Consider the following 16,926-nt stretch of genomic DNA (forward strand, 5'->3'; position numbering starts at 1 on the left):
CCAGTCTCCTCACGGAGCCTGAATCACACAAACCTAATCATATCAATGGGTCCTGACCCTAGGAAACAGGGCAGATTCTCGTAAACTCAATCATCGCAGAGCAACGATATTGTCCTGCGGCCAGTAAATTCATCATGCCTTGCTGAGCATTTTCTCGGCGCTCGTTTTCACAAAATCCGAAATCTGTCCTGACATCATTTTGAGGAACAGCGGTACGCTGACGTCGCCGCGAATCTCGCTATCCTCAATGTCGAGTTGCACCGGGATATTCTGCCCCATCGCCCCGATGACCAAGTGTAGTGCGTAGTCCGATACCCACTCGGAACTGAGCGAACCGCCTCCCGGGATATGCGCTGCCAGCTTGGGCAGGCCGGCCTCGATCCTGCTCTTCGCTTCGATTTTACCAAGGCTGTGCGGGATAACGACTTCCATATCTTCTTTCCTGTTCAGGCCGCCCGATCGACGAGCAGCAAGGTCGATGTCGCGGAGGCATAGAGTTTGCCGGCCATGTCGATCAGACGCGCCTCAGTATGCGCCACCCTCTTGCCCATCGACACCACCTGGCCGATTGCACGGACCATCCCGACCCTGTCGGTCAAGGGCGCATGATAGGCGACCTTGAGTTCGAGCGTGACGCAGTTGATGGGCACTTGGGCCGCGGAGTTCGCCGCGATGCCGCAGGCCGAATCCAGGAGCGTCGCGGCATAGCCACCATGGGCGATGCCCATGAAATTGTAGGTCTGCGAGGTGGGCGTCGCGACAAAGACGACCTTCCCCTCCTCCGCCTCAAGCAGATCGATGTCGAACAGGTCCATCATGGGCGGCCGGGTGCCGGCCGCCATGAACTGTTCGATCTCTTCCAGACCGGTCATCGCTTACCTCAAAGCTTTTCGGTCAGTTCAGGAACGATCTTGAAGAGGTCGCCGACCAGGCCGATATCGGCGACCTGGAAAATGGGCGCGTCCTCATCCTTGTTGATCGCGATGATGGTCTTGCTATCCTTCATGCCAGCAAGGTGCTGAATCGCACCCGATATGCCGACGGCGACATAGACTTCCGGCGCCACGATCTTGCCGGTCTGGCCGACCTGAAAATCGTTGGGCGCATAGCCAGCATCGACCGCTGCGCGGCTTGCGCCCACACCCGCGCCCAGCTTGTCGGCCAGCGGATCGATCACGCCATGAAACTGCCCGGCCGAGCCCAGCGCTCGCCCGCCCGAGACGATGATTTTGGCCGAGGTGAGTTCCGGGCGCTCGGACTGGGCGATCTCGGCACCCACGAAGCTGGAAAGTCCCGCATCCGTGCCCGTCGCAGCCTCGATACTGGCCGAGCCACCCTCGCGGGCCGCCTTCTCGAAGGCTGTGCCACGCACCGTGATAACCTTCTTTGCATCAGACGACTGGACCGTCGCGATCGCATTTCCCGCGTAGATGGGACGCGTGAACGTGTCAGCGCTTTCCACCGACAGGATGTCGCTGACCTGCATCACATCAAGCAAGGCCGCCACGCGCGGCGCGATGTTCTTGCCATTCGAAGTGGAAGGCGCCACGAACGCGTCATAGCCGCGCATCAGGTCCGCGACGGCCGGCGCGACATTCTCGGGCAAAGCGTGTTTGAACGCCGCATCGTCGAACGTTACGACTTTGGCGACACCCGCGACCTTCGCAGCAGCCTCGGCCACGCCGCCGATGCCCGCACCGGCAACCAGCAGATGGACCTCACCAAGTTTGGCAGCGGCGGTGACGGCCGATAGCGTCGCATCCTTGACCGACGCATTGTCATGTTCAACCCAGACGAGCGTATTCATAACTTATTCTCCGAGAAATCCGCCCCCGCTTCATCTCTGTGCGCACAGGATGAAGCGGGGTGCGCCGTCACTTGCATGGGAGAGGTTCGGCAAGTTCGGCGCGTTTGAAAGTTTATCAAATCGCCATTTCCTTGAGCCTGGCGACCAATTCATCGACGTCGGCCACCTTGATGCCCGCCGAGCGCTTGGGGGGTTCGGTCACCTTGAGCGTCTTGAGGCGCGAGGCGATCTCAACACCGAGATCGGCCGGCGTCTTCGTCGCCAGCGGCTTGGATTTGGCCTTCATGATATTGGGCAGGCTCGCATAGCGCGGTTCGTTGAGACGCAGATCGGTCGTCACGATCGCCGGCAGTTTGAGGCTTACGGTCTCCAGACCGCCATCCACCTCACGGGTCACCGCGACAGTCTCGCCCGATACTTCGACCTTGCTGGCGAATGTGCCCTGCCCCCAACCGAGAAGGGCTGCCAGCATCTGGCCGGTCTGATTGGCATCATCGTCGATGGCCTGCTTGCCGAGGATCACCAGGCCCGGAGCCTCCTCGGTGGCGATGGCCTTCAGGATCTTGGCGACGGCGAGCGGCTCGACCTCATCGTCAGTCTGGACGAGGATCGCGCGGTCGGCCCCCATGGCGAGCGCGGTGCGCAGCGTTTCCTGCGCCTTGGCGACGCCGATCGACACCACCACGATTTCGGTCGCGACTCCCTTTTCCTTGAGGCGGATAGCCTCTTCGACGGCGATCTCGTCGAACGGGTTCATCGACATCTTCACGTTCGCCAAATCGACGCCCGTCCCATCCGCCTTCACGCGCGGTTTCACATTATAATCGATAACCCGCTTGACGGGCACAAGCACCTTCATGGATCAATCCTACTCTGATTGTAATGCCGCCTGATATTCGGCAATGAGTCTCTCACAGATGGATCGGGCCGGTTGGACGGCAGTGGTAGCGCCGACACCGTGGCCTGCCGACCAGATCGTCTTCCAGGCCTTGGCCTCCTCCGAAACCGAAAGCGCGCCATGTGGCTCAGGGAGAGTCGCGGCTTCCAGCGAGGGCCGGAGAAAATTGGCCCCGACGCCGGTGACCCGGTCCGTATAGACGATATCCGCTGGTCCGGCCCCGATCACCATGTCTTTCTGTGCCGGCGAGGCGAGACTCTCTTCCGACGCGATGAAGTGGGATCCGATATAGGCAAGATCGGCCCCCATCATCTGCGCGGCCGCGATCTGGTGGCCGCGCGTGATGGCGCCGGAAAGCGCCAGCGGCCCCTGGAAGAAGCGCCGTATCTCGTCAACCAGTGCGAACGGGCTCATCGTGCCGGCATGTCCCCCCGCGCCGGCAGCGACCGCGATCAGACCGTCGACGCCAGCTTCGAGCGCCTTTTCCGCATGACGCACGTTCGTCACGTCGTGAAAGACCAGCCCGCCATAGCCCTGAACCACCTGGACAAGATCGGCGATGGCGCCGAGCGAGGTGATGACCAATGGCACATGGTGCCGAACGATCAGTTCCAGATCGGCGTCGAGCCTCGGATTGCTCTTATGGACGATGAGGTTGACGCCGAAGGGCGCCGCTCCCGGCATGGGAGCCAGCCGCTCCTCGATTTCATCCAGCCATTCACCGAAACCTTGACTGGTGCGCTGGTTGAGCGCCGGGAAAGTACCAAGCAGTCCCGCCTCGCAGCAACTGACGACAAGGTCCGGTCCCGACACAAGGAACATCGGCGCAACGATGGCTGGAATGGCCAGCCGCTTTTCGAGGCTTGCCGGAAGCGTCAAAACACGTCGTCTTCCAGCGCCATCAGCGACTTCTTGCCCGCCTTGATCGCCAGGAAGCTGGCGGTCGCCTGAGGCAGGATACGCTCGAAGAAGAACGTCGCCGTCTTGATCTTGGCATCGTAGAAGCGCTTGTCCTCGCTGCCGAAGAAGAGCTGCAAGCCTGCGATCTTGGTCGCCTTGGCAAAGCAATAGCCCATGGCCACCAGGCCCATCAGACGCAGATAGTCCGCCGACGCCGCGCCCGCCTCTTCGGGATCCTTGAGCGCCCGCTGCGCGACCGTGGCCGTCGAAAGCTGCAGCGCCCCGAACGCCTTGGCGAGCGCCTCGATCATCGGCTTCATCGGTCCGTCGACGTTGTTTTCCTCGATGAAAGCCGACACCGGATGGAAGAAGCTGCGCAGATAGCGGCCCATATGGGCGCCGAGCTTGCGGCCGACGAGATCGAGCGCCTGAACGCCGTTCGTCCCCTCATAGATCATGGTGATCCGGGCATCGCGGGCATATTGCTCGACGCCGCTTTCGCGGATGTAGCCGTGGCCACCATAGCATTGGACCGCAAGGTTCGCGCTGTCGAACGCAAGGTCGGTGAAGAGCGCTTTGACGACGGGGGTCATGAGCGCAATGAAGTCACTCGCACGCTGGCGCACTTCGGGTTCGGGAGAATGTTTTTCCGCGTCCAGGGCGCGCGAGACCCAGGCCGAGAGCGCCCGGCATCCCTCATTATAAGCCCGCATCGTCATCAACATGCGGCGAACATCGGGGTGAACGATGATCGGATCGGCTGCCTGATCGGGATATTTGGGTCCCGAGAGCGCCCGACCCTGAATACGATCTTTCGCATACCAGGCCGCCGCCTGATACGCCGCCTCGCCCACACCCAGGCCCTGGATGCCGACGGAGACACGCTCCGTGTTCATCATCGTGAACATGGCGGCCATGCCCTTGCCAGGCTCACCGACGATCCAGCCGATCGAATCATCGAAGTTCATCTGGCACGTCGCCGACGCCTTGAGACCCATCTTGTGCTCGATCGCGGCGCAGGCGACGCCGTTCGATTGACCGGGAGTACCGTCCTCCCTGGGCAGATATTTGGGGACGAGAAACAAGCTGATGCCCTTCACGCCCTTGGGGGCGTCGGGCAGGCGGGCGAGCACGAGATGGATGATATTCTCGGTCAGGTCATGCTCACCGGCGGAGATGAAGATCTTGGAACCGGTGACCTTGTAGCTGCCATCGCCCTGCGGGACCGCGCGGCTGCGCAGGAGCCCGAGATCGGTACCGCAATGAGGCTCGGTCAGGCACATCGTGCCGGACCACTGGCCGCTCACCATCTTGGGCAGGTAGGCCTGCTTGAGCGCGTCACTGCCATGGCCCTCGATCGCAGTGGTGGCACCATGGGTGAGGCCCGGGTAGAGGCCGAAGGAGAGGTTGGACGAGCAGATCATCTCCTCGACCAGCTTGTTGACCGCTTCCGGCAGCCCCTGCCCACCCCATTCCGGATCGGATGCGAGCGCGGTCCAGCCACCTTCGGCGAACTGCTTATAGGCTTCGGGGAACCCCGCCGGCGTCCGCACGACGCCGTTTTCCAGATGACACCCCTCCTCGTCGCCCGACCGGTTGATCGGCAACAGGACGTCGCGACAGAAGCGCGCCGCCTCCTCGAGGATCGCATCGGTGAGATCCGGTGTGAACTCCGACAGCGCGGGAATATCCCCGAAGCCGTCATCGGCATGGAGTTCGTTGAGCACGAAGCGCATGTCGCGCAACGGGGCGTCATAGACTTGCATATTTATATCTCCTGACCGGTCGGCCATCCGGCCGCCGGCCGCCAATCAGTTACGCAGCGGCTTGCCGGTGACGAGCATCTGCTCGACGCGCGCCTGGGTCCGCGGGTCGCGCACCAGTTGCATGAAGGCCTTGCGCTCGAGCGCCAGCAGATCCTCTTCGGTCACGATGTCGATGAGATCCTTCTCGCCGCCCGTCAGGACGTCGGCGAGCGCGCCGGATACGACACCATCGTAAGATGTGGCGAGGCCACGGGCCTGGAAGCCTTCGACAGCCATCGAAAGAGCGGACTTGCCTCCCGCGCCAGGCAAGCGGAATTCCGGAGCCACAGGCGGTTTGTAACCGTCGGCCAGTTCCAGTGCCTTCGCCTTGGCGTCCGCCAGCAGACGGTCCCGGTTCATCGTAATGCCGTCCGAGGGACGCAGGAAGCCATGCTCCTTCGCCTCGGCGGCCGACTTTGCCACAGTGGCTGTCGATACCGTCTCGAAGACCTTGGCTACGGCCGGCATCGGCCCCTTGGGCATGCCGGGACTGGAGCGCCAGCGATCGATCATTTCACCGCATCCGCCCCAGCCAGGGATCAGACCCACGCCGCACTCGACCAGACCCACATAGCTTTCGGCATGGGCCTGCACGGCATCACTGTTGAGCAGGATCTCGCAACCGCCGCCCAATGCCATGCCGGCCGGAGCGCTCACGACCGGGAACAGCGCATATTTGAGCGCCTTGTAGGCCTGCTGCCCGCCCGCGACGAGCTTTTCGATCTCGCCCCATGCCGCGATGTTCAGTGCGAACAGAGCAAGACCGAGATTGGCGCCGGCGGAGAAATTGCTGCCCTCATTATAGACGACGAGCGCCTTGAACTTGTCCTGCACGACCGGGATCGCCTGACCGATCAGCTTCATCACATCGCCGTCGAGCGCGTTCATCTTGCCGGTGAACTCAAGGCAGGCAACGCCGTCGCCGACATCCCAGAGTGCCGCCGAACCATTTTTGAGGATCGGCTGGCTATGGAGCTTGATGTCTTCCAGCAGCAGCACGCCCTCGGGCCGCACGACATCATGATAGTCGCCGGCGGCATCGAGATATTGCCGACGGCCGTCCTGCACCCGGTAGAAAGGCCGATCTCCGGCTACCTTGAGGATCGCGGGAACATCCCGCCCCTCGGCGGCCAGCCGTTCGGCGAGCTTGCCCGGCCCAAGGCGATCGATCAGTTCGAACGGCCCGAACTTCCAGTTGTAGCCGAGCTTCATCGCGTCATCGATGCCGACGATGTTGTCCGCAGCTTCACCGACCAGACTCGCGGCATAGGAAAGAACCTTGCCGAGAATTTCCCAGGCATAGGCGCCGACCTTGCCGGGCGCAGCAACCAATGCTGCCAGGTCCTTCTCGGCCCGGCCCGGCAAGGAAGCCGGCTTCACCGATACGCGATATTCGCCGGTCGCGAGATCGAGCGCTTTCTTGGTCTTCGTCGCCTTGTCGAACGCGTAGAAACCGCCCTTGCCCTTCCGCCCGGTAAAGCCTTCCGCGATCATCCTGTCGACGAGCGGCATCGGCCTCACCGTGTCGAAATAGGCGTCACCTGCCGGCAGCGTCGAGGACAGGCTCTTCGTGAGCAGCGGCATGAGGTCGACGCCAACGAGATCGACAAGGCCGAAAATGCCGGTCTTGGGCACGCCCATCGGCTTTCCGCCGATCTGGTCGGCTTCCTCCACCGTCAGCCCCTGGTCCATCGCGGCATTGATCGCGACGGCCAGCCAGTAGGTACCGATGCGATTGGCGATGAAGCCCGGCGTGTCCCGCGCCGGCACGATGCGCTTGCCGAGCTTTCGATCGACGAAATCCGAGACGCGCCTCGCCACAGCCGTATCAGTGTCGGGGCCGGTCACGATTTCGATGAGCCGCATGTAGCGCGGCGGATTGAAGAAATGGGTGATCAGGAAGTCCTGTTTGAACTGATCGTCCCGCCCCTCGACCAGATGGCCAAGCGGAATCGTCGAGGTATTGGACGATACCGCCGTGCCCGGACGCTTGAGCTGCTCGAGCTTGGCGTAGAGCGCCTGCTTGATGTCGAGCCGTTCGACGATCGCCTCGACGATCCAGTCGCATTCGGCCACCCGCTCGAGATGGTCGTCGATATTGCCCGTTTCAACGAGCTTCGCCGCAGCCTTCGACATGAAGGGCGCCGGATCGGTCTTCAGCATCTTCGCGACCGCACCCTTCGCCACGGCGTCACGATCGCCGCCCTCCTTGGGCACGATATCGAGCAGCAGCACCGGCACCCCGGCATTGGCGACCTGCGCTGCGATGCCGGCGCCCATGACGCCTGCGCCGATCACGCAGACCTTTTTGATGGTTTCCGGCGGGGCGCCGACTGGCTTGATGGCCTGCTCGCTCATTCCGCCGCCTCCAGCACGGTGGCGATGCCCTGACCGCCGCCGATGCACTGGGTGGCAAGCGCATAGCTGCCGCCTTCGCGCTTCAGCAGAGCCGCGGCCTTGCCCACGATCCGCGCACCGGTCGCCCCCAGAGGGTGGCCTATCGCGATGGCGCCGCCGTCCAGATTGACCTTCGACTGGTCAAGCCCCAGGTCGCTGATGCAGGCCAGTGACTGGCTCGCAAAGGCTTCGTTGAGCTCGACAACGTCAAGCTGGTCCACACTGAGCCCCGCCCGCTGCAGCGCCTTGCGCGAGGCCTCGACCGGTCCGATGCCCATGATCTCCGGCTGGCAGCCAGAGACAGCAACCGACTTGATGCGAGCAAGGATCGGCAGTCCATGCGCGCGCGCATAATCCTCGCTCGTGACCAGGATTGCGCTTGCGCCATCGGTCAGCGGCGAGGACGTTCCCGCCGTTACCGTGCCGTCCTGGCTGAAGGCCGGCTTCAGCCCGGCGAGGGTTTCCGTCGTCGTGCCGGCACGCGGCGTGCCATCCTTGTCGACCACGCCCGCCTTGGTCGTGATCGGCACGATCTCGGCCTCGAGCTTGCCGGCCGCGATAGCCGCGGCCGCCTTGTCCTGACTGGCGACCGCAAAGGCTTCCTGCTGGGCACGGGTGATCTGATATTTGGTCGCGACATTCTCCGCCGTGTCGCCCATGCCCATATAGGCGGCGCTCTTCTTCGCGAGCTCGGGGTTCGGCAGCGGATTGAACCCCATCATCGGCACGCGGCTCATCGACTCCACGCCCGCGCAGATGAAGGCCTCGCCGGCGCCAAGCTGAATCTGGCCCGCAGCGATGTGGACCGAGCTCATCGACGATCCGCAGAAGCGATTAACGGTCATGCCGCCGACAGAGAGCGGCAGGTCGGCGAGAAGACCGATAAGGCGCGCGATGTTGAAGCCCTGCTCGCCTTCAGGAAAAGCGCAGCCCAGCACGATATCCTCGATATCTTCGGCCTTCACGCCGGTCTGCTGAATCAGTCCGCGAATGACCTGAGCGGCCAGATCGTCAGGGCGGACGCGCGCCAGCGCGCCCTTGCCTGCCAGGTGAAAGGGGGACCGGGCATAGCCCGCAACAACCACATTACGCATCGATGATAGCCTCTCCAGGGAATCGGACATCTGATTACCTAATGGTGCGTGAAATGACGTTTACGTCAACTAAAATCTTTGGCACTCTTCTCACGCCGTCGAGGGAATCGTCATGCACCGGTTCCCGGGAGGCTTGATATCGGAGGTCTTGGCCGAGGAACGTACGGATGCTCGCCAGTGAAAAACCGCGCACTCTCATCCCGGCGATGATGCTCGCGCCCGTCTTATCGACGGCTGCGCCTCTCCCCAAGCGCCACTGCACCTGTTTTCGAAGGCGCACACATGCGATTTTCTGAGCATCCCCTCCGGCGTCAGATCGTCGGCGAAATGCATCTGCGCCGTTTTCCTGCACTCGAATTGCCCGCCATGGCATTTCAGACGGTTCGCCTGGTCGATGAGAATGACCGGGAGAAGGAATGGCTGATCCTGGAGCAGCGATGTGCCTCTGGACTCGATCGCAACCTGCGCCACCTGGAAACGGAGTGGTCCGCCAACGGGCGGCTGGCCTGGGAAAGGCACAGTGAAGCGGTCACCACGACGCTAACGTCAACCTCGGTCAGCGCGGACGCGCAGTTCTGGTCTGCTCCCGACGTCGGCCCCTTCAGTGATACCTTGCAGTGGATGGAAACGCTGCCGGGCCTGGTCATCCGCGCAACCCACATCGTCGTTGTGGCGAACGATCGCTACGCCGAGCCGGTTGTCGATCGGGCCGACTTCCATCCGGGCCATCTCGTCTCCTGCATCATCGGGGATAGCGTCCGGATCTGGAGCCACTTTCGCATTCACGCCGGCGGCTACGGGCGCCTGGTCGTTGCCGCGAACGGGGCGGCTGACGGCGAAGTGTCGCGTTCCATCCAGCGCATTCAGGAACTGGGCAATTATCGCAATCTTTCCTTGCTTGAAGGCACGCACAGATCAATAGCTTGACGGCGTCACACACGAACACGCCCGAACCCTGACGACGGGGCCAGCAGCGCCTGACCCCTCCAATTCGCACACAACCTAATAGGCATTTTGATGACGCATTGAGCTATTGACTTACCTATACGTCATCGAGATGGTTATGGGACGCTGATTTGCCGCATATTGGCTCCAGACGTGAAACAGACGGTCGCCTGAAGGCGCGCGGAGAGGAACAATGTCGATCATTCTGACACTACTGGCTTCGAGCACTGCATTGCCCGCCGACACCGTTGTCGGTCGCTGGCAAACCGAGAGCCGTCATGGCGTCGTGGAAATCACCCGCTGCGGGCAATCGATCTGCGGTGCCTTGATCAGTTCCGACGGGATCAAAGCCAACCCCGAACTACGTGACGAAAAGAACAAGACCGCTGCGTTGCGCGGTCGTAAGCTTCGTGGATTGCAGATTCTGCAGGGTTTTACGTGGAAGTCGGGCAGTTGGTCGGGTGGTTCCATCTACAACGCTGAGGATGGCGGTACATACAGCGCGACGGTCACGTTAGCCGATCGGGATCATTTGCGCCTCAAGGGCTGCATCGTCTGGCCCCTGTGCAAGACGCAGACATGGACGCGCCTCCGATAAGCACGAGGAATTTGACAATCACGAAAGGGGAGATGGGCGTGGCAGGCAAAAATTGGAAAGTTGGGATCGCAACATCGGCCGTGGCGGCTGGATTGCTCGCGCCGCAAGCCGCGAGCGCGCAGGCCTTTTACCTTCAGGAACAATCGTCCAGAGGTGCCGGACGAGCCTTTTCGGGCGAGGTCGCCGACCAGGGCGTACAGTCCCTCTGGTGGAATCCGGCTGCGATCGCAGGCATGGAAGGAGTCGATGCCCACCAGGCCGTAAGCGTAATCCTTCCCAAAGGGTCGGTTGACAATGTCAACACGCTCATTGTCCGTCCCGGGCAGTCGGCTGCGGCTGTAGGCGGGAGCCAACGCTCTCGTGATCCGATCAATAATGGCGTACTACCCTCCGGCGCGATAGCCGTCGGCCTGACATCACGGCTCGCTTTGGGGCTGACCGTCGCCTCCCCTTATAGCTTCACAACCAATTATGATGCCGACAGCTGGGCACGGTATAGCGCCGACAAGACCAAGCTGCGAACATACGACATCCAGCCATCGATCGCCTACCTCGTTACGCCAAATCTCAGCATCGGCGCCGCGCTTAATATCGAATATGCCGACGCATCATTGTCCAACTATCTGCCGAACCTATCGCCTCTTCTCGCCGACGGCCACCAGGAGCTGAAAGGCAATGGTTGGGATCTTGGCTGGTCGGCCGGGCTGCAATATCGCGCCGGCCCCATGCAACTGGGCGCCAGCTACAAGTCGAGCGTGAAGCATAATCTCGACGGTTCGGTGACGACGACCGGTCTTCTTGGTCCGCTCGCCGGGCAAAACAGCGTAGTGAATGCAAACGCCACGTTCGAGACCCCCTGGCAGGCGATCTTCGGAGCGCGCGTGGCGGTGTCGCCCAAGGTCACCCTCAACGGTCAGGTGACCCGCATGGGTTGGTCGAAATTCGACGCTATCCGGCTCGGCGCGCCGCTCAACGTTTCAATCCCGGAAAATTACCGGGACACTTGGAGCTTCGCAGGCGGCATCGATTACGCGGTCACACCAGCCTGGACCGTTCGTGCCGGCGTTCAACACGCCCAGACCCCGACGCGCAACGGCAATCGGGACGCTCGAGTGCCTGACAGCAACCGTTGGAATTTCGCTGCCGGCACAAGCTATGCCGTGTCTTCCCGGTTCACGCTCGATGCGGGCGCAGCGTATATTACGTTCAAGGATACGACTATTGATCGCACGACAGCGGCCTATGCCGGCACGGCCGTGCAGACGCCGATCCTGATGGACGGCAAGCTCGAGGACGCGCACGCCGTCGTGCTGTCGCTCGGCGGACGTTTCCACTTCTGATGCTGGAGATCGCCATGCCCCAGCCCGCCATCAGCGCCTTCCCGTCGATACCGGAACCGGCAATTCCGCCACGGCTCCTGACCGACCTCCTCGACAATGCGTTGAACCTTTATCCCGAACGCGTCGCCATCGACTTTCTCGGGCGAACCTGGACTTATGCGCAGGTGGGGCAACTCGTTCGCCGTGCAGCACGTGGATTGCAGGATCAGGGGCTGCGCAAGGGCGATCGGTTCGGCCTGTGCCTGCCGAACTGCCCCTATTTCGCGATATTGTACTTCGCGGCGCTGCGCGTGGGTGCGATCGTGGTCAACTTCAACCCGCTCTACACGGAGCGCGAACTGGAGCATCAGATCCGGGACTCGGGAACGCGCATGATGGCGGTACCGGACGTCCGGATAATCCACGAGAAAGTGCAAGCCGTCGCGCCACGTGCCGGGCTGGACAAGATCGTGTTGTGCGGCATGAGGGATATGCTGCCCTGGCTGCAAGGCCTGGGCTTTGCGCTATTCAAGCGAAAAGACCACGCGCGGATACTCGACGAAGGCCTTCATGTCCGGCTCAAGGCGCTTCTCGCCCATGATGCCGAACCTGACGCGGTAGAACGTCACCCTGATGATGTCGCGGTCCTTCAATATACCGGAGGCACAACCGGCGTGCCCAAAGGCGCAATGCTGACCCACGCCAACCTCACGGCGAACAGCGCCCAGATGGTGGTGCATGTGGGAGGACTTCGCCCGCAGCAGGAGAGAACTCTCGGCGTCCTGCCCATGTTTCACGTCTTCGCACTCACGACGGTGCTCAACTTCTCAGTCGAAATCGGCGCCGAAATCGTCCTGCTGCCACGGTTTGAGATGAAGCAGGTTCTCAACACGATGAAGCGCAAGCCGCCGACACAGTTCTTCGGCGTGCCTACGATCTATGTTGCCCTGAACGCGCTTCCGGACGACGAGATACCCGATCTCTCGGCCGTGCGCGCCTGTATATCCGGCGGCGCACCGCTCCCGCTCGAGGTACGCGAGGAGTTCGAGGCACGCACGCGTGCCAGGGTCGTGGAAGGATATGGGCTCTCCGAAACCGCCCCGATCATCGCCTGCAACCCGTTGTTTGGGACGGTGAAGGACAATAGCTGCGGCCCAAGTTTCCCCGGCACCATCATCGAGATCCGAGATCCGGAGAATCCCTCGCGGGTTCTTCCCCAGGGAGAACGCGGAGAAGTGTGCGCCCGCGGCCCTCAGGTGATGAAGGGCTATTGGCAGCGCCCTGCAGAAACCAGTGCTGTCTTCGTCGATGGCGCGCTACGAACCGGCGATATCGGCTATTTTGATGAGGATGGCTATCTCTTCCTCGTCGACCGCATCAAGGACATCATCTTCTGTGGCGGATATAATGTATATCCCCGGATCATCGAGGATGCGGCCTACCAGCACCCGGCGGTAAAGGAGGCGATCGCAATCGCGATTCCTGACGCCTACAGAGGTCAATCTCCCAAGTTGTTCATCGCGCTGCACGAGGGATCGAACCTGACCGTCGATGAACTCAAGGTCTTTTTGCAGGATCGCCTCAGCAAGATCGAGATGCCCAAGGCCTTCGCATTCCGGGACAGCCTGCCCAAGACGTTGATCGGCAAACTTTCGAAGAAGGATTTGATCGAGGAGGAGAACAAAAAGCTCGCCTGAGCCTCTATCCCCTGTCAAGCTACGAGGCTTATGCGCTTGAGTGGTAGGGTAGCCGTGATTGGAGGACAGGGAGTGGATGGCATGGGGAACTCGCTCCACCTCGCCGAGGACGATGAAACGCTTAAGGACGCGGATCGCGACAACCCCACGCACAAGGGGAGAACCCGCGCAAAGGATGCGGATTTACAAGTGTACGGCATCCAGGATGTCGCTCAGGAACTCGGACTGACACTTCGCACGCTACGCTTCTACGAAAAGGAGGGGCTTATCGCCCCTCAACGGGTAGGCAGTACCCGGGCATATTCCAGGCGTGAGATCGGACGCATACAGCTGATTTTGCGCGGCAAACGCCTTGGCTTCTCCATCAAGGAAATCAAGGAGTTTCTCGATCTCTACGATGCCGATCCCGAGCATAAGGAGCAAATGGAGCGATTGATTGCCCGCATCCGGGAAAGGTTGGTCGACTTGAAGACGCAGCGCTCTGCGCTCGACCTGACAATCGACGAGCTTACAACCATCGAAGTGGAAGCGATGGCAAAGTTGCAGCGATAATTTGGTCATCCCATTCTCTAACCGAGCGGTAACGCTTGATCGCGGCGCCCCCGATCCAATCAAGCCGTCAAGCGACGAGCGCCGCGCCGATCGCTAAGGCCGCCCCAGAACCGCGCCATGATCATCCAGGCGATGCCCGACGCGGTCATCGCCCCGCCGACCTGCCATGGCTCGAGGCCAAGCACGCGCGCGATGGGGCCCGCGAGCGCCACGAACGACATCATCGCCATCGAGCAGACGAAGGTCTCGAACATCAGTGGCTTCATGCTGAAAGCGCCTGATGCTTCCTCCCCCACTTGTTCGTCGCCTGTCGCTGTCGCAGCTTCGGTCATGCTGCTTCGTCCCGTGATGCGACCGGCGAACGGCCACCATTCCAGAGCAGCGCCGTCGAGACGGCATAGACAACGAGCCAGCCGAGGTTGAACGCGGCGCCGTCAAGCCAGGTGTGCGCCGGCTCGGGCAGGATGCGCGCGATCAGCATGCCGATCGCGACCAGCGAGACGGGATTGGCCAGCGCTGCGAACCAGCGTGGCCAGGCGGTGCGGCCCAGCGCGATGACGATCCCGAGGAGCAGCAGCGCCAGGCCCAGCGTCACGATCGGCATCAACCAGGCGATGAGCAGGACATGGTAGAAGTGCTGGCCGAGATCGAGCAGCGCGCCATGGGCCGCGGCCGGCGTTTCGAGGATCGTCTTGTAGGCCATGCCGACATAGTAGAAGCCCGCATGGCCGAGCGGAGACCAGGCGTTGCCGGCGACCAGCAGGACGAAGGTCAGCCAGCGCCACCAGCCCATCGCCGGACGCAGCCCTTCGAGCAGATGCCAGCAGCCCGCGAGATAGAAGACGATGCCGGCATCGGCCACCAGCGCGCCCGCGGCGAGCCGCGCCTCGGAGGATGGAAGCATCAGCGCGACACCGTCGAACTGGATGCGATCGGCATAGGTCTTCAGGATCAGCGGATAGTCGTCGGGACTTGCCCTAGCCCCGATGATCAGCGCGTCGCCAAGCGTCCAGAGGATCGCGCCGATCACGCCCGCGATACCGCAGAGACGAAGAAGCGGGAGCCGCTGGATATCCGTCATAGGCTTGTCCTTGCTTCGGCGCGGGATCGATCGACGAGACGCATGATCTCCTGGGCGATCAGCTCGGGCTCGCTGAACGGAACCATTGCCAGCGCTACCGTCGCCTGGCGGCCACGGGCAAGCCTCAGCCCAAGGTGACCACCGCGATCGCGCGTGAACTGTTCGGCTATGCCTGGGACATCGCCCGTCGGGTGTCGCCGGCGATAGCCGGCTGATCCACCCACGACATTAACGAGAGGAGGCGCCAGCGCACCAACTGCATAGCCTTGGCCGACGTGCCGCGGGCACCCGACTGTGATGGGCAATCCACGGTGTACGGTGGGGCAGGTTCGTCCGACGCCCGAACTTATACGGAGGATAGGCCCAGCGACGGATACGGATAGTGCGGTAATCAACCCGCGGATGAGAGCATGATCAATCGTCGTCGATCAGGCGCCCGCGGCACACCCGCCAAGGTCAATGCGACCGCTGGTCTCGAGGCCAGCGAAGGAGTAAACTCGGCCAGCGTCTCGGATGGCAGTCATGAGAGCGTATATCTGTGCCCGTTTTATGTGACGCCCCCGACATGGCGGTTTGAGTAGACGCGGAGAAGGGCGATGTCGCCCTTCTCCGCGCTCAGTCAGGCGGCGAGCAATTCGTCCGCCGGACCGAAGAATTCGTAATGAATGCGGTCGGATGGGACGCCAGCCAGCGACAAGGTCGAGACGGCGTGCCGCAGAAACGGGCGTGGTCCGCAGATATAGTAATCGGCCTCACCTACAGGCGTGTTGGCGACCAGCCATTCATCGGTAATGATGCCGGCGACGTCATAATCCCGTCCTGCGACTTCATCTTCGAGCGGGGTCTGATGAAAATCGGTGACGGTGATTGACTTGCCCCGCCCAGCGACAGCGCGAACATGATCACGCATTGCGTGGGTATCGCGGTCATGAGTTCCGTGGACATAGTGCACGGGGACTCCCGCCTCGCCCTCAGCAAGCGTTTCGAGCATGGCCACCATCGGGGTCAGCCCCACGCCGCCCGACAGGAGGATCACCGGGCGTTCGACATGCGCTGCCAGGAAGAATTCGCCTGCAGGCGCGGCAACTTTGAGCACCGTGCCCGGCTTGGCTTCATCATGAAGCCAGCCTGACGCAAGACCAAGCGGCTCACGCTTGACCGAAATGCGATAGGTTTCGCCGTTGGGGGCTGCTGAAATCGAATAGTTGCGCTTGACTGGCGGATGTCCCGGAATTTCAAGCCAGAAGGTCAGATATTGCCCGGGCTTGTGCCGCATGACGGCCCCGCCATCAACGGGGCGCAGAACGAAGGAATTGATGACGCTGCTCTCACGCACGACGTCCTCGACGCGAAAATCGCGCCAGCCATTCCATCCGCCGGTCGCATCCTTCTGTTCTGAGTAGACTCGCTGCTCGCGGGCGATCAGGATGTTGGCCAGGAACCAGTAGGCTTCGCCCCAGGCAGCGAGAATCTCATCGGTGGCCGCATCCCCCAGCACCGCCTTGATCGCCCCCAGGAGCGCCTCGGCAACGTGCGGATAATGTTCGGGCAGAATTTGCAGGCCAACATGCTTCTGCGCGATCCGCTCGACCGCCGGGGCAAGCGCACCGAGATTTTCGATGTTGCTCGCATAGGCGAGAATGGCGCCGGTCAGCGCCCGCGGCTGCGAACCGGCATCACCATGGTGCGATTGGTTGAAAAGGTCGCGAATGTTCGGGTTCTGGAACATCCGGGAATACATCTCGTTCACGATGTCGAGGCCATGCGCTTCGAGCGCGGGGACGGTCGCCTTGACGAGCGCAATGGTCTGATCGCTGAGGGGCTGCGTCATCA

The 16,926-nt window shown here is 62.0% G+C and carries 16 protein-coding genes and 1 pseudogene; 6 read left to right on the forward strand and 11 right to left on the reverse strand.

The window, feature by feature from the left end:
• Positions 1–132: 132 nt before the first annotated feature.
• The 8 genes from NTCA1_RS24005 to NTCA1_RS24040 all read right to left on the reverse strand — a co-directional run bounded on the left by NTCA1_RS24005 (position 133) and on the right by NTCA1_RS24040 (position 8,901).
• Positions 133–432 carry a polyhydroxyalkanoic acid system family protein gene (locus tag NTCA1_RS24005; RefSeq protein WP_004206980.1) on the reverse strand — a complete coding sequence of 100 codons (300 nt, stop codon included), beginning with the start codon at positions 430–432 and terminating at the stop codon, positions 133–135.
• A 14-nt stretch (positions 433–446) separates the two neighbouring features.
• On the reverse strand, positions 447–872 hold the full coding sequence (locus NTCA1_RS24010) for a PaaI family thioesterase (protein WP_004206979.1): 426 nt from the start codon (positions 870–872) through the stop codon (positions 447–449).
• A gap of 8 nt (positions 873–880) precedes the next feature.
• Complete coding sequence (locus tag NTCA1_RS24015; protein WP_004206978.1) at positions 881–1,807, reverse strand: electron transfer flavoprotein subunit alpha/FixB family protein; 927 nt, start codon at positions 1,805–1,807, stop codon at positions 881–883.
• 115 nt (positions 1,808–1,922) lie between these two features.
• Positions 1,923–2,666: an electron transfer flavoprotein subunit beta/FixA family protein gene (locus tag NTCA1_RS24020; protein ID WP_004206977.1), complete on the reverse strand. Its 744-nt coding sequence runs from the start codon at positions 2,664–2,666 to the stop codon at positions 1,923–1,925.
• Between the two features lie 9 nt (positions 2,667–2,675).
• Positions 2,676–3,584 carry a nitronate monooxygenase family protein gene (locus NTCA1_RS24025; RefSeq protein ID WP_017503706.1) on the reverse strand — a complete coding sequence of 303 codons (909 nt, stop codon included), beginning with the start codon at positions 3,582–3,584 and terminating at the stop codon, positions 2,676–2,678.
• Positions 3,581–5,371, reverse strand: coding sequence for an acyl-CoA dehydrogenase C-terminal domain-containing protein (locus tag NTCA1_RS24030; protein WP_017503705.1), 1,791 nt, complete (start codon positions 5,369–5,371; stop codon positions 3,581–3,583). The genes NTCA1_RS24025 and NTCA1_RS24030 overlap by 4 nt, the downstream gene beginning before the upstream one ends.
• A 45-nt stretch (positions 5,372–5,416) precedes the next feature.
• Positions 5,417–7,768 (reverse strand): 3-hydroxyacyl-CoA dehydrogenase/enoyl-CoA hydratase family protein, encoded by a 2,352-nt coding sequence (locus NTCA1_RS24035; protein WP_004206971.1) that lies wholly within the window; start codon positions 7,766–7,768, stop codon positions 5,417–5,419.
• Entirely contained in the window at positions 7,765–8,901 is a 1,137-nt protein-coding gene (locus NTCA1_RS24040; RefSeq protein ID WP_004206969.1) for a thiolase family protein, read from the reverse strand. Before NTCA1_RS24040 ends, NTCA1_RS24035 begins: the two co-directional genes overlap by 4 nt.
• Positions 8,902–9,183: 282 nt before the next feature.
• Between NTCA1_RS24040 and NTCA1_RS24045 the strand changes: the two genes are divergently transcribed.
• From NTCA1_RS24045 to NTCA1_RS24065, 5 genes are all read left to right on the forward strand, one after another.
• Positions 9,184–9,828, forward strand: coding sequence for a DUF3422 family protein (locus tag NTCA1_RS24045; RefSeq protein ID WP_036526774.1), 645 nt, complete (start codon positions 9,184–9,186; stop codon positions 9,826–9,828).
• A gap of 211 nt (positions 9,829–10,039) precedes the next feature.
• Positions 10,040–10,444 carry a DUF2147 domain-containing protein gene (locus NTCA1_RS24050; protein WP_036526775.1) on the forward strand — a complete coding sequence of 135 codons (405 nt, stop codon included), beginning with the start codon at positions 10,040–10,042 and terminating at the stop codon, positions 10,442–10,444.
• A 32-nt stretch (positions 10,445–10,476) separates the two neighbouring features.
• Positions 10,477–11,784: an OmpP1/FadL family transporter gene (locus NTCA1_RS24055; protein ID WP_036526777.1), complete on the forward strand. Its 1,308-nt coding sequence runs from the start codon at positions 10,477–10,479 to the stop codon at positions 11,782–11,784.
• Positions 11,784–13,460: a long-chain fatty acid--CoA ligase gene (locus tag NTCA1_RS24060; RefSeq protein WP_017503286.1), complete on the forward strand. Its 1,677-nt coding sequence runs from the start codon at positions 11,784–11,786 to the stop codon at positions 13,458–13,460. The genes NTCA1_RS24055 and NTCA1_RS24060 overlap by 1 nt, the downstream gene beginning before the upstream one ends.
• An 81-nt stretch (positions 13,461–13,541) precedes the next feature.
• Complete coding sequence (locus NTCA1_RS24065) at positions 13,542–14,012, forward strand: MerR family DNA-binding transcriptional regulator (RefSeq protein WP_017503287.1); 471 nt, start codon at positions 13,542–13,544, stop codon at positions 14,010–14,012.
• 59 nt (positions 14,013–14,071) lie between these two features.
• On the opposite strand, the gene NTCA1_RS24070 is transcribed toward NTCA1_RS24065, so the two are convergent.
• Together NTCA1_RS24070 and NTCA1_RS24075 are read right to left on the reverse strand one after the other, a co-directional pair.
• A complete protein-coding gene (locus NTCA1_RS24070) occupies positions 14,072–14,344 on the reverse strand; it encodes a hypothetical protein (RefSeq protein ID WP_017503288.1) in 273 nt (90 codons plus the stop codon).
• Complete coding sequence (locus NTCA1_RS24075; protein WP_004206961.1) at positions 14,341–15,093, reverse strand: DUF6796 family protein; 753 nt, start codon at positions 15,091–15,093, stop codon at positions 14,341–14,343. Before NTCA1_RS24075 ends, NTCA1_RS24070 begins: the two co-directional genes overlap by 4 nt.
• 86 nt (positions 15,094–15,179) lie before the next feature.
• Here NTCA1_RS24075 and NTCA1_RS28810 point away from each other — a divergent pair.
• Positions 15,180–15,308: pseudogene (locus NTCA1_RS28810) on the forward strand (IS110 family transposase); the annotation flags it as partial.
• 404 nt (positions 15,309–15,712) lie between these two features.
• Here the strand turns inward: NTCA1_RS28810 and hmpA are convergent.
• Entirely contained in the window at positions 15,713–16,924 is a 1,212-nt protein-coding gene (hmpA, locus tag NTCA1_RS24085) for an NO-inducible flavohemoprotein (protein WP_004206960.1), read from the reverse strand.
• Between the last annotated feature and the right edge of the window lie 2 nt (positions 16,925–16,926).

The organism is Novosphingobium sp. TCA1 (genome assembly GCF_009811895.1).
GTDB classification, from domain to species: Bacteria; Pseudomonadota; Alphaproteobacteria; order Sphingomonadales; family Sphingomonadaceae; genus Novosphingobium; species Novosphingobium panipatense_A.

Coding starts and splice junctions, on each gene's coding strand:
- NTCA1_RS24005 (WP_004206980.1), bottom strand. CDS start 432: ATGGAAGTCGTTATCCCGCACAGCCTTGGTAAAATCGAAGCGAAGAGC.
- NTCA1_RS24010 (WP_004206979.1), bottom strand. CDS start 872: ATGACCGGTCTGGAAGAGATCGAACAGTTCATGGCGGCCGGCACCCGG.
- NTCA1_RS24015 (WP_004206978.1), bottom strand. CDS start 1,807: ATGAATACGCTCGTCTGGGTTGAACATGACAATGCGTCGGTCAAGGAT.
- NTCA1_RS24020 (WP_004206977.1), bottom strand. CDS start 2,666: ATGAAGGTGCTTGTGCCCGTCAAGCGGGTTATCGATTATAATGTGAAA.
- NTCA1_RS24030 (WP_017503705.1), bottom strand. CDS start 5,371: ATGCAAGTCTATGACGCCCCGTTGCGCGACATGCGCTTCGTGCTCAAC.
- NTCA1_RS24035 (WP_004206971.1), bottom strand. CDS start 7,768: ATGAGCGAGCAGGCCATCAAGCCAGTCGGCGCCCCGCCGGAAACCATC.
- NTCA1_RS24040 (WP_004206969.1), bottom strand. CDS start 8,901: ATGCGTAATGTGGTTGTTGCGGGCTATGCCCGGTCCCCCTTTCACCTG.
- NTCA1_RS24045 (WP_036526774.1), top strand. CDS start 9,184: ATGCGATTTTCTGAGCATCCCCTCCGGCGTCAGATCGTCGGCGAAATG.
- NTCA1_RS24050 (WP_036526775.1), top strand. CDS start 10,040: ATGTCGATCATTCTGACACTACTGGCTTCGAGCACTGCATTGCCCGCC.
- NTCA1_RS24055 (WP_036526777.1), top strand. CDS start 10,477: ATGGGCGTGGCAGGCAAAAATTGGAAAGTTGGGATCGCAACATCGGCC.
- NTCA1_RS24060 (WP_017503286.1), top strand. CDS start 11,784: ATGCTGGAGATCGCCATGCCCCAGCCCGCCATCAGCGCCTTCCCGTCG.
- NTCA1_RS24065 (WP_017503287.1), top strand. CDS start 13,542: ATGGGGAACTCGCTCCACCTCGCCGAGGACGATGAAACGCTTAAGGAC.
- NTCA1_RS24070 (WP_017503288.1), bottom strand. CDS start 14,344: ATGACCGAAGCTGCGACAGCGACAGGCGACGAACAAGTGGGGGAGGAA.
- NTCA1_RS24075 (WP_004206961.1), bottom strand. CDS start 15,093: ATGACGGATATCCAGCGGCTCCCGCTTCTTCGTCTCTGCGGTATCGCG.
- hmpA (WP_004206960.1), bottom strand. CDS start 16,924: ATGACGCAGCCCCTCAGCGATCAGACCATTGCGCTCGTCAAGGCGACC.